Genomic DNA, 12380 nt, shown 5'->3' on the forward strand with positions numbered 1-12380 from the left:
CATTAGGAGAGTCTCTATGAAAGCGTTATTAGATTTATTTAAACAGGTTACGCAAGAAGAAGAGTTCGACGCGATCAAGATCGCGCTGGCTTCACCTGAAAAAATCCGTTCATGGTCCTATGGCGAAGTGAAAAAGCCAGAAACCATCAACTACCGTACCTTCAAACCTGAGCGGGACGGTTTGTTCTGCTCCAAAATCTTTGGCCCGATCAAAGATTACGAGTGCTTGTGCGGTAAATACAAGCGTTTGAAACACCGCGGTGTGATTTGTGAAAAATGTGGCGTTGAAGTCACACTGAGCAAAGTGCGTCGTGAACGCATGGGTCACATCGAGCTGGCTTCACCCGTGGCCCACATCTGGTTCCTGAAATCCTTGCCTAGCCGTTTGGGTATGGTGCTGGATATCGCTTTGCGCGACATCGAACGTGTGCTGTACTTTGAAGCATTCATCGTGATTGACCCAGGCATGACGCCGCTGACCCGTGGTCAGTTGCTGACTGAAGATGACTATCTGGCCAAGGTGGAAGAATACGGTGACGAATTCAACGCCGTGATGGGTGCTGAAGCCGTGCGTGAATTGTTGCGCACCATGGACATTGAGCGCGAGATTGAAACATTGCGTAGCGAACTGTCCGCGACCAGCTCTGAAGCCAAGATCAAGAAGATCGCCAAGCGTCTGAAAGTGCTGGAAGCGTTCCAGAAATCCGGCATCAAGCCAGAGTGGATGATCCTGGAAATCTTGCCAGTGTTGCCACCAGAGCTGCGTCCATTGGTCCCATTGGATGGCGGCCGCTTTGCGACCTCAGATCTGAACGACCTGTATCGCCGTGTGATCAACCGTAACAACCGCTTGAAGCGTTTGTTAGAGCTGAAAGCGCCTGAAATCATCGTCCGTAACGAAAAACGTATGTTGCAAGAGGCTGTTGACTCTCTGCTGGATAACGGCCGTCGCGGTAAAGTCATGACCGGTGCTAACAAGCGTCCGCTCAAATCGCTGGCAGACATGATCAAAGGTAAGGGCGGTCGTTTCCGTCAAAACCTGTTGGGTAAACGTGTGGACTACTCCGGCCGTTCCGTGATCGTGGTCGGTCCGCAGTTGAAACTGCATCAGTGCGGTTTGCCTAAGAAAATGGCGCTGGAATTGTTCAAGCCTTTCATTTTCCACAAGCTGGAAGTGTTAGGTCTGGCAACCACCATTAAAGCGGCCAAGAAGAAAGTGGAAGAGGAAGGACCAGAAGTCTGGGATATCCTCGAGGACGTGATCCGTGAGCATCCGGTGTTGTTGAACCGTGCGCCTACGTTGCACCGTTTGGGTATCCAGGCATTTGAGCCAGTATTGATCGAAGGTAAAGCGATCCAGTTGCACCCATTGGTGTGTTCAGCCTTTAACGCCGACTTTGACGGTGACCAGATGGCGGTACACGTGCCATTGAGTCTGGAAGCACAGATGGAAGCCCGCACGTTGATGCTGGCCTCCAACAACGTACTGTCTCCAGCCAACGGCGAGCCTATCATTGTGCCTTCGCAGGATATCGTGTTGGGTCTGTACTACATGACTCGCGAAAAAGTGGCTGCACGTGGCGAAGGCATGATCTTCAGTGACATCAAGGAAGTACAACGTGTGTACGACCAGGGGCTGATCGATTTGCACGCCAAGATTACGGTGCGTATCCGTGAGTTCGAGATGGATGTGACCGGTCACAAAACCGAGAAATTCAATCGGTATAACACTACCGTTGGCCGTGCTTTGCTGTCTGAAATTCTGCCACCAGGCATGCCATACAGCTACATTGACAAGGCACTGAAGAAAAAAGAAATTTCACGCCTGATCAACGCCAGCTTCCGTAAGGTAGGCATCCGTGAAACCGTGATCTTCGCGGATAAACTGATGTACACCGGTTACTCATACGCAACCAAAGCCGGTATCTCTATCAGCATCAATGACATGTTGGTGCCACCAGAGAAAGAGCAATTGATTGCGGCTGCCGATGCTGAAGTGAAAGAGATCGAAGACCAGTATGTCTCTGGTCTGGTGACACAGGGTGAGCGTTACAACAAGGTGGTCGACATCTGGGGTCGTGCTGGAGACAAAGTGGCTGAGGCCATGATGAAGCAGTTGCGCGAAGAAGATGTCAAGGACGCTGACGGCAACGTGGTCACCAAAGACGGTAAAGCTGTCCGTCAGGAATCCTTTAACGCGATTTACATGATGGCTGACTCTGGTGCGCGGGGTTCCGCAGCGCAGGTGCGTCAGCTGGCTGGTATGCGTGGCCTGATGGCGAAACCAGATGGTTCCATTATTGAAACGCCGATCAAGGCGAACTTCCGTGATGGCTTGAATGTGTTGCAATACTTTATTTCAACCCACGGTGCGCGTAAGGGTCTGGCCGATACGGCGCTGAAAACAGCGAACTCCGGTTACCTGACACGCCGTCTGGTAGACGTGACACAAGACTTGGTTGTGACCGAGACGGATTGTGGCACCACCGAAGGCTTGGTCACCAAGGCGCTGGTTAAAGGCGGTGAAGTGGTTGAGCCCTTGCATGACCGTATCCTAGGCCGTACCTCTGCTCTGGATATCTTGCATCCTGAAACACAGGAAGTGGTATTCGCAGCCGGTACTTTGCTGGGTGAAGACGAAGTCGAGAAAATTGATGCCCTGGGCATTGATGAAGTCAAAGTGCGTACTGCCCTGACTTGCGACACGCGTTACGGTATCTGCGCTAAGTGCTATGGTCGTGACCTGGGTCGTGGCAAGCTGATCAGTATCGGCGAGTCTGTCGGCGTGATTGCGGCACAGTCCATCGGTGAGCCTGGTACACAGTTGACCATGCGTACATTCCACATTGGTGGTGCGGTATCCCGTGCAGCTTCTGTGTCACAAGTAGAGAGCAAGTCTAACGGTACTGCTGGCTTCACTTCTACCATGCGTTACGTGACCAACTCACGTGGTGAGCAGATCGTGATTTCCCGTAACGGTGAGGTTGTGATTTCTGACGACAATGGCCGTGAGCGTGAGCGTCATAAAGTGCCTTACGGTGCGACGCTGACCATCAATGATGGTAAGACGGTTAAAGCGGGTCAGGCCTTGGCGACTTGGGATCCACATACTCGTCCGATTATTACCGAGTATGCGGGGCGCGTGAAGTTCGAGAACGTTGAAGAAGGCGTCACGGTTGCCAAGCAGGTGGATGAAGTCACTGGCTTGTCCTCACTGGTGGTGATTGATCCTAAACAAAGAGCGGGCTCGACTAAAGGCTTGCGTCCACAGGTGAAATTGCTGGATGCAAATGGTGTGGAAGTGAAAATTGCCGGTACTGAAACGCCGGTAAACGTCACCTTCCAGCTGGGTTGTATCATTACCGTGAAAGATGGTCAGGAAGTTGGTGTGGGTGAAGTGCTGGCACGTATCCCTCAAGAATCCTCCAAAACACGGGATATTACCGGGGGTCTGCCACGTGTGGCTGAGCTGTTCGAAGCACGTTCACCCAAAGATGCCGGCATGCTGGCAGAAGTGACCGGTACTGTGTCATTTGGTAAGGACACCAAGGGTAAGCAGCGTCTGGTCATTACTGACCTGGACGGTATTACCAGCGAGTTCCTGATTGCCAAGGACAAGCACGTGACCGCGCACGATGGTCAAGTGGTCACCAAGGGTGAAACGATTGTCGACGGCCCGGCAGATCCGCAAGACATCTTGCGTCTGCAAGGTCGTGAGGCACTGGCACGTTATATCATTGACGAAGTGCAAGACGTGTATCGTTTGCAGGGCGTGAAGATTAACGACAAGCACATTGAAGTCATTGTGCGTCAGATGTTGCGCCGTGTGAAAGTGCAAGATGCCGGTGATACCAGCTTCATCCCGGGTGAGCAGGTAGAACGTGCAGACTTGTTGACTGAAAACGAACGCGTCATTGCCGAAAACAAACGTCCGGCAACATTCGAGTACGTATTGCTGGGGATTACCAAGGCATCGCTGTCTACGGACTCCTTCATCTCTGCCGCCTCCTTCCAGGAAACGACAAGAGTGTTGACCGAGGCTGCGATCTTGGGCAAACGCGACGATCTGCGTGGCTTGAAAGAAAACGTGATTGTCGGCCGTCTGATTCCAGCCGGTACCGGTTTGGCGTATCACGAGTCTCGCAAGCGTGCAGCAATTGCGTCGTTGACGCCAAATGTCGCTGAGCCTTCAGAAGCGATGTTGGCCGCTGAAGCGATGTTTGCACCAGAAGAAGTGGTTGAAGAAACCGCAACGGACGACAACGCGACCGAGTAATTTTAGGCTTTTCCGGTCGTCAGGCCGGGTAATAAAACAAGGGGTGTTCAAGTGTGAATAATGCTTGACACCCCTTGACTCGTTTATTAAAATGCTGGGTTTCTCAGAATAGCCTTATTGTCTCAATAAGGTGTTATTGTTGATATGCTGCCAGTCCTGAGTTTCCTGCTCAGTTGGTGGATTTTTTAAGGTGAAGAGGTTAAGGCAATGCCAACCATTAATCAGTTAGTACGTAAACCACGCGTTAAAGTGGTAACCAAGAGCAAGGTTCCAGCCCTGGAATCTTGCCCACAAAAGCGTGGTGTATGTACCCGTGTGTACACCACTACTCCTAAAAAGCCAAACTCCGCGTTGCGTAAGGTTGCCAAAGTGCGCCTGACTAACGGTTACGAAGTTATTAGCTACATCGGCGGTGAAGGCCATAACCTGCAAGAGCACTCTGTGGTGCTGATTCGCGGTGGTCGTGTAAAAGACTTGCCAGGTGTGCGTTACCACATGGTGCGCGGTAGCTTGGATACGGCTGGTGTGAAAGATCGTAAACAGTCACGTTCCAAATACGGTGCTAAACGTCCTAAAGAAGCCAAAGCTTAATTTGTTAAGTTGGTTTCGGACATTGGTCCAATTTTTAATAGCGGCTGAAATGCCTTGCAGTGTTGTAGCTAGCAAAATTTAATTGAAAGAGAATAGTTATGCCTAGACGTAGAGAAGTCCCCAAACGTAATATCTTGCCGGATCCAAAATTTGGTAGCCAGGAAGTATCCAAATTCGTAAACGTACTGATGACAGGTGGTAAGAAATCTGTTGCTGAGCGTATTGTTTACGGTGCATTTGATCAAGTAGCCAGCAAGAGTGGCAAAGATCCGCTGGAATTATTCACCACAGCGTTGAACAATCTGCGCCCTATCGTTGAAGTGAAAAGCCGTCGCGTCGGTGGTGCTAACTATCAGGTGCCTGTTGAAGTGCGTCCTAGCCGTCGTAGCGCCTTGGCAATGCGTTGGTTGCGTGATGCAGCGCGCAAGCGTGGCGAAAAGTCCATGGGCTTGCGTCTGGCTGCTGAGTTGCTTGAAGCCTCAGAAGGCCGCGGCGCCGCAATGAAGAAGCGTGAAGAAGTTCATCGTATGGCAGAAGCCAACAAGGCTTTCTCACACTTCCGTTTTTAATTAAACGACCTCGTTCTTTAATAATTAGTTGAATTGATAGCAAAGGTAAAGCATCGTGGCACGTAAAACCCCTATTGAACGCTACCGTAATATTGGTATTTCTGCGCACATTGACGCAGGTAAAACAACCACGACAGAACGTATTCTGTTCTACACTGGTGTGAACCATAAAATTGGTGAGGTGCACGATGGTGCAGCGACCATGGACTGGATGGAGCAAGAGCAGGAGCGTGGGATTACCATTACTTCCGCTGCGACCACCTGTTTCTGGAAAGGCATGGACCTGTCTTTGCCTGAGCATCGATTCAATATTATTGATACCCCTGGGCACGTAGACTTCACGATTGAAGTTGAGCGTTCCATGCGTGTGCTGGATGGCGCCTGCATGGTGTACTGTGCGGTAGGTGGTGTGCAACCACAATCTGAAACTGTTTGGCGTCAGGCCAACAAATACAAAGTGCCTCGCTTGGCCTTTGTGAACAAAATGGACCGTTCTGGTGCCGACTTCTTCAAAGTGGTTGAGCAGATGAAAACGCGTCTGCGCGCAAGCCCAGTGCCTGTGGTGATCCCAATTGGCCGTGAAGATACTTTCACTGGCGTCGTTGATCTCATGAAAATGAAAGCCATCATCTGGGATGAGGCTTCTCAAGGCATGAAATTTACTTACGGTGAGATTCCGGTTGATCTGGTTGAGACTGCTAAAAAATGGCGCGAGCAGATGGTTGAATCTGCGGCTGAAGCCAGCGAAGATCTGATGAACAAATACCTGGAAAACGGTGATCTGGAAGAGAAAGACATCGTGTTTGGTCTGCGTACGCGTACCATTGCGGGTGAAATTCAGCCGATGCTGTGCGGTTCTGCCTTTAAAAACAAAGGCGTGCAACGTATGCTGGATGCGGTGATTCAGTTCCTGCCATCTCCAGTAGATATTCCTGATGTGACCGGTGAAGACGATGATGGCAAACCAGCCAGCCGTAAAGCCGATGACAAAGAAGGGTTCTCTGCACTGGCATTTAAATTGATGACAGACCCGTTTGTCGGTCAGTTGACCTTTATCCGTGTTTACTCTGGTGTGTTGAACAAGGGTGATACCGTGCTCAACTCTGTGAAGGGTAAAAAAGAGCGTATTGGTCGTATCGTGCAGATGCACGCGAATAACCGTGAAGAAGTGGATGAAGTGTTGGCAGGCGACATTGCAGCCTGTATCGGTTTGAAAGAAGTGACCACAGGTGAATCTCTGTGCTCTCCAGACAAGCCTATCATCCTTGAGCGCATGGTATTCCCTGAGCCAGTGATTCACGTGGCTGTTGAGCCAAAAACCAAGAGCGATCAGGAAAAAATGGGCTTGGCCTTGGGTCGTTTGGCACAAGAAGACCCTTCTTTCCGCGTGCGTTCTGACGAAGAGTCTGGCCAGACCATTATTTCCGGTATGGGCGAATTGCACCTGGAAATTCTGGTTGACCGTATGAAGCGTGAATTCAATGTTGAAGCCAACGTAGGTGCGCCACAAGTGGCTTACCGTGAAGCGATCCGTAAAGCGGTTGAGGTTGAAGGTAAATTCGTTAAACAGTCCGGTGGTAAAGGTCAGTACGGTCACGTATGGCTCAAAATGGAGCCAAATGAGGCTGGTAAAGGTTACGAGTTTGTGGATGCCATTAAAGGCGGTACTGTGCCACGTGAATTTATCCCTGCAGTGGATAAAGGGTTGCGTGAAACGATTCCAGCAGGTGTTCTGGCAGGCTTCCCAGTGGTCGACGTAAAAGTGACCTTGTTTGATGGTTCCTACCATGACGTTGACTCGAACGAAAACGCGTTCAAGATGGCTGCTTCTATCGGTTTCAAAGATGGTATGCGTAAAGCAGATCCAGTCTTGCTGGAGCCAATGATGGCGGTTGAAGTTGAGACGCCTGAAGAGTACATGGGTGATGTGATGGGTGACTTGTCATCTCGTCGTGGCATCATTCAGGGCATGGATGATATGCCTGGTGGCGGTAAAGCGATTAAAGCTGAAGTGCCGCTGTCAGAGATGTTTGGTTACTCCACTGTCGTGCGTTCCTTGTCACAAGGTCGTGCAACCTATAGCATGGAATTCAAACATTACGCAGATGCGCCGAAAAACGTTGCTGATGCAATCATCAACAAAAAATAATTGATTTTTAAAGTATTGAATTAAAGGAAAAACATCATGGCAAAAGGCAAATTTGAACGTACCAAGCCACACGTGAACGTTGGTACGATTGGTCACGTTGACCACGGTAAGACAACATTGACAGCTGCGATCACCACAGTGTTGACCAAGAAATTTGGTGGCGAAGCAAAAGCTTACGACCAAATTGACGCGGCACCAGAAGAAAAAGCACGTGGTATTACCATCAACACAGCACACGTTGAGTACGAGACTGCAAGCCGTCACTACGCACACGTTGACTGCCCAGGCCACGCCGACTACGTTAAAAACATGATTACCGGTGCTGCCCAGATGGACGGCGCGATTCTGGTATGTTCAGCAGCTGACGGCCCTATGCCACAAACACGTGAGCACATCCTGTTGGCACGTCAAGTTGGCGTACCATACATCGTTGTGTTCCTGAACAAAGCCGACATGGTTGACGACGCTGAGTTGTTGGAACTGGTTGAAATGGAAGTGCGTGACTTGCTGAGCAAGTATGACTTCCCAGGTGATGACACCCCAATCATCAAAGGTTCTGCTAAATTGGCCCTTGAAGGCGACCAATCAGAAATCGGCGAACCAGCGATCTTCGCATTGGCTGACGCATTGGACAGCTACATCCCAACCCCAGAGCGTGCCATTGACGGTACCTTCCTGATGCCAGTAGAAGACGTATTCTCTATCTCTGGTCGTGGTACTGTAGTAACAGGCCGTGTTGAGCGTGGTATCGTTAAAGTCGGCGACGAAATCGAAATCGTTGGTCTGAAGCCAACCTTGAAAACCACCTGTACTGGTGTTGAAATGTTCCGCAAACTGCTGGACCAAGGTCAAGCGGGTGACAACGTAGGCGTACTGCTGCGCGGTACCAAGCGTGAAGAGGTTGAGCGTGGTCAAGTGCTGGCTAAATCCGGTTCTATCAAACCACACACCAAGTTCACCGCTGAGATCTACGTGTTGGGTAAAGATGAAGGTGGTCGTCATACACCATTCTTCAACGGCTACCGTCCACAGTTCTACTTCCGTACCACTGACGTGACTGGTGCAGTTGAATTGCCAGCAGGTACCGAAATGGTGATGCCAGGTGATAACGTATCTATCACTGTGACATTGATCGCGCCTATCGCGATGGAAGATGGTCTGCGCTTCGCGATTCGTGAAGGTGGTCGTACCGTTGGTGCTGGCGTCGTTGCCAAAATCATCGAGTAATTCTTTTTATGAGCGGCAGGAGTATCCTGCCGCTTTTTGCTCTTTTTAAGGAAAAAACATGGCAGCTCAAAAAATTCGTATCCGTCTGAAAGCATTTGACTATCGTTTGATCGACCAATCTGCTTTGGAAATTGTGGATACTGCGAAACGTACTGGTGCAGTTGTAAAAGGTCCAGTGCCATTGCCAACACGTATCGAACGCTTTGACATTCTGCGTTCCCCACACGTGAACAAAACCTCCCGTGACCAGTTTGAAATCCGTACCCATCAGCGTTTGATGGATATCGTTGATCCTACAGACAAGACTGTAGATGCATTGATGAAATTGGATTTGCCAGCTGGCGTAGATGTAGAAATCAAGCTTTAATTTTTAAAGTTGTCATTAGAAATAACCTTTTCGAAAGAAAAGGTTATTGTCAAATCAAGAATAGTTCGGTATAATCCGCGCTCTTCGGTGGACGGTCAATTGTAATCGTTCACTTTAACTATTATAAGGAACTGATCATGAGCTTAGGGCTTATTGGTCGCAAGGTGGGCATGACCCGCATTTTTACAGAAGAAGGCGCAAGCGTTCCTGTGACAGTGCTGGAAGTGATTCCTAACCGCGTGACACAAGTAAAGACAGTCGCAACTGATGGTTATACTGGCCTTCAGGTTGCTTATGGTGAGCGTCGTGCTAGCCGTATCAACAAAGCGTTGACTGGTCATTATGCCAAGGCTGGCGTTGCTGCCGGTGCTGGTATTAAAGAATTCAATGTGGCTGAAGATGTATTGGCTAACTTCCAGGTGGGTGGCAATGTCACTGTAGACATTTTCTCCGTTGGTCAGTTGGTTGATGTGACGGGTACTTCCATCGGTAAAGGTTTTGCCGGTGCGATCAAGCGTCACAACTTCTCCTCTAACCGTGCATCTCACGGTAACTCACGTTCGCACAATGTACCGGGTTCTATCGGTATGGCGCAGGATCCAGGTCGAGTATTCCCTGGTAAGCGCATGCCTGGTCATTTGGGGGATGCTAAAGTCACAACCCAAAACCTGGAAATCGTCCGTGTAGACGTAGAGCGTAACCTGTTGTTGATTAAAGGTTCCGTGCCTGGCTCCAAAGGTGGCAATGTCGTTGTACGTCCAGCCATCAAAGCGAAAGGGGCTAAATAATGGAACTGAAACTTATCGATCAAAACGGCAAGGTTGCTAAAAAAGGCGTAGATGCCTCTGATGTGACGTTCGGTCGTGAATTTAATGAGTCATTGGTGCATGAGGTGGTGGTTGCTTATATGGCAAATGCCCGTACTGCAACCCGTGCTCAAAAAACACGTGCTACTGTTGCTCACACGACACACAAGCCATATGCACAAAAAGGTACTGGTAACGCCCGTGCCGGTATGGCATCCAGCCCGATTTGGCGTGGAGGCGGTCGTGCATTCCCAAATAGCCCTAACGAAAACTATAGCCACAAGGTGAACCGTAAGGCTTACCGTGCTGGTATGCAGACGATTTTGTCTGAACTGGTGCGTCAGGACCGTTTGAAAGTGGTAGACAGTTTCACTGTTGATACGCCAAAAACTAAACAATTCGTACAGAAAATCAATGCTCTGGGCATCGATGGCGGTGTTTTGCTGTTGACTGATGGTTTTGATGAGAATTTGTACTTGTCTTCCCGTAACCTGCCAAACGTATTGGTGGTTGAAGCGCAATATGCTGACCCAGTAAGTCTGGTGCGTTTCCCTAACGTTTTGGTCACAGCCGGTGCTGTGAAGAAACTTGAGGAGATCTTGGCATGATTACCGCAGCTACAAAAACACAAGATCGTTTGTTGCAAGTGATTTTGGCTCCACAAATTACTGAAAAAGCAACATTCATTGCTGACAAGCATCAGCAAATTGCTTTTAAAGTGCGTACTGATGCGACCAAGCCAGAAATTAAGGCGGCTGTTGAATTGGTGTTCAAGGTCGAAGTCGCTTCTGTGTCTGTGATTAATGTCGCAGGTAAAGTGAAGCGCGCTGGTCGTCGCATGGGTAAGCGTAGTGACTGGAAAAAAGCTTATGTGAGCTTGAAGCCAGGTCAAGAAATTAACTTCGCAGCTGGCGAATAAGGAGAGAAGACATGGCATTAGTTAAAGTCAAACCAACTTCCCCCGGTCGTCGCGGTGTATTGAAAGTCATTACACCAGATTTGCATAAAGGCAAGCCTTACGCGCCGCTGTTGGAAAGTCAAAGCAAGAACGCAGGTCGTAACAATAACGGCCGTATTACCACTCGTCATCAAGGTGGTGGTCATAAGCAGCATTACCGTATTGTCGACTTCCGTCGCAACAAAGATGGTATTCCTGCAACTGTTGAGCGTATCGAATACGATCCAAACCGTACAGCAAACATTGCTTTGTTGTGCTACGCGGATGGTGAGCGTCGTTACATCATTGCGCCACGTGGCATCGCTGCCGGTGCGCAACTGTTGAGCGGCTCTGAAGCGCCTATCCGTGCTGGTAATGCTTTGCCACTGCGCAATATTCCAGTTGGTAGCACGATTCACTGCATCGAGATTCAGCCAGGTAAAGGTGCCCAAATCGCCCGTTCAGCCGGTACTTCTGTACAGCTGTTGGCACGTGAAGGTTCTTATGCTCAGTTACGTTTGCGCTCTGGTGAAGTTCGCCGTGTGCACGTGGATTGCAAGGCAACCCTGGGTGAAGTGGGTAACGAAGAGCATTCATTGCGCTCTATCGGTAAAGCTGGTGCGATGCGTTGGCGTGGTATCCGTCCAACCGTACGTGGTGTGGTGATGAACCCGGTTGATCACCCGCACGGTGGTGGTGAAGGCCGTACTGCTGCCGGTATGAACCCTGTGTCACCATGGGGTCAGAAAACTAAGGGTTATCGTACTCGTAAGAATAAGCGTACCGATAACATGCGCGTAAGTCGTCGTCCGAGAAATGTAAGGTAATCGCTATGGCACGTTCTATTAAAAAAGGTCCATTTGTGGATGCACATTTGGCGAAGAAAGTCGAAACCGCTGTTGCGGGTCGCGATCGCAAACCAATCAAAACTTGGTCACGTCGCTCGACAGTTTTGCCAAATTTCATTGGTTTAACCATCGCAGTGCACAACGGCAGGCAGCATGTGCCTGTGTTGATTTCTGAAAACATGGTTGGTCACAAGCTCGGTGAATTTGCGTTGACACGCACATTCAAGGGTCACGCGGCTGATAAAAAAGCGAAGAAGTAAGGGGCTGATAATGCAAGTGACTGCAGTTTTAAAAGGCGTACACCTTTCTCCGCAAAAAGCGCGTTTGGTGGCTGACCTTGTGCGTGGCAAAAAAGTTGATCAAGCACTGAATATCCTGGCATTCACGCCCAAGCGTGGTGCTGAGATCATCAAAAAAGTGGTTGAGTCAGCCATTGCTAACGCTGAACATAACAATGGTGCTGATATCGATACGTTGAAGGTGACTTCAATTTATGTCGATAAAGGCTTGGTGATGAAGCGTATCCGTGCACGTGCAAAAGGTCGCGCTGGTCGTATTACGAAGCCAACCTGTCATATTCATGTGACAGTCGGTGACTCAAAGGAATAAT

Annotated in this window: 12 protein-coding genes; all 12 read left to right on the plus strand. The window is 49.6% G+C overall.

The genetic code is table 11. From position 1 onward, the window contains the following. The first annotated feature begins 16 nt into the window (after positions 1-16). Positions 17-4276 (plus strand): DNA-directed RNA polymerase subunit beta', encoded by a 4260-nt coding sequence (gene rpoC, locus ACT53G_RS08055; RefSeq protein ID WP_194748738.1) that lies wholly within the window; start codon positions 17-19, stop codon positions 4274-4276. A gap of 207 nt (positions 4277-4483) precedes the next feature. Next, positions 4484-4867: a 30S ribosomal protein S12 gene (gene rpsL, locus ACT53G_RS08060; protein WP_194748737.1), complete on the plus strand. Its 384-nt coding sequence runs from the start codon at positions 4484-4486 to the stop codon at positions 4865-4867. Positions 4868-4965: 98 nt separating this feature from the next. Further along, positions 4966-5436: a 30S ribosomal protein S7 gene (gene rpsG, locus ACT53G_RS08065; RefSeq protein ID WP_194748736.1), complete on the plus strand. Its 471-nt coding sequence runs from the start codon at positions 4966-4968 to the stop codon at positions 5434-5436. Positions 5437-5491: 55 nt separating this feature from the next. After that, positions 5492-7585, plus strand: coding sequence for an elongation factor G (fusA, locus tag ACT53G_RS08070; protein WP_476169136.1), 2094 nt, complete (start codon positions 5492-5494; stop codon positions 7583-7585). 36 nt (positions 7586-7621) lie between these two features. Then, the gene (gene tuf / locus ACT53G_RS08075; protein WP_194748734.1) at positions 7622-8812 is read left to right on the plus strand and encodes an elongation factor Tu; all 1191 of its coding nucleotides are present in this window, start codon (positions 7622-7624) and stop codon (positions 8810-8812) included. Positions 8813-8870: 58 nt separating this feature from the next. Further along, entirely contained in the window at positions 8871-9179 is a 309-nt protein-coding gene (rpsJ, locus tag ACT53G_RS08080; protein WP_018986280.1) for a 30S ribosomal protein S10, read from the plus strand. Between the two features lie 137 nt (positions 9180-9316). Then, a complete protein-coding gene (rplC, locus tag ACT53G_RS08085; RefSeq protein WP_049637763.1) occupies positions 9317-9967 on the plus strand; it encodes a 50S ribosomal protein L3 in 651 nt (216 codons plus the stop codon). Further along, the gene (gene rplD, locus ACT53G_RS08090; RefSeq protein WP_194748733.1) at positions 9967-10593 is read left to right on the plus strand and encodes a 50S ribosomal protein L4; all 627 of its coding nucleotides are present in this window, start codon (positions 9967-9969) and stop codon (positions 10591-10593) included. Before rplC ends, rplD begins: the two co-directional genes overlap by 1 nt. Next, positions 10590-10904 (plus strand): 50S ribosomal protein L23, encoded by a 315-nt coding sequence (gene rplW, locus ACT53G_RS08095; protein ID WP_018986277.1) that lies wholly within the window; start codon positions 10590-10592, stop codon positions 10902-10904. The genes rplD and rplW overlap by 4 nt, the downstream gene beginning before the upstream one ends. An 11-nt stretch (positions 10905-10915) precedes the next feature. Next, a complete protein-coding gene (rplB, locus tag ACT53G_RS08100) occupies positions 10916-11749 on the plus strand; it encodes a 50S ribosomal protein L2 (RefSeq protein WP_194748732.1) in 834 nt (277 codons plus the stop codon). 5 nt (positions 11750-11754) lie between these two features. Further along, entirely contained in the window at positions 11755-12030 is a 276-nt protein-coding gene (gene rpsS, locus ACT53G_RS08105) for a 30S ribosomal protein S19 (RefSeq protein WP_018986275.1), read from the plus strand. Between the two features lie 10 nt (positions 12031-12040). After that, positions 12041-12379: a 50S ribosomal protein L22 gene (gene rplV / locus ACT53G_RS08110; RefSeq protein ID WP_194748731.1), complete on the plus strand. Its 339-nt coding sequence runs from the start codon at positions 12041-12043 to the stop codon at positions 12377-12379. The last annotated feature ends 1 nt before the right edge of the window (position 12380 follow it).

It is taken from the genome of Methylophilus sp. DMC18, assembly GCF_056314005.1.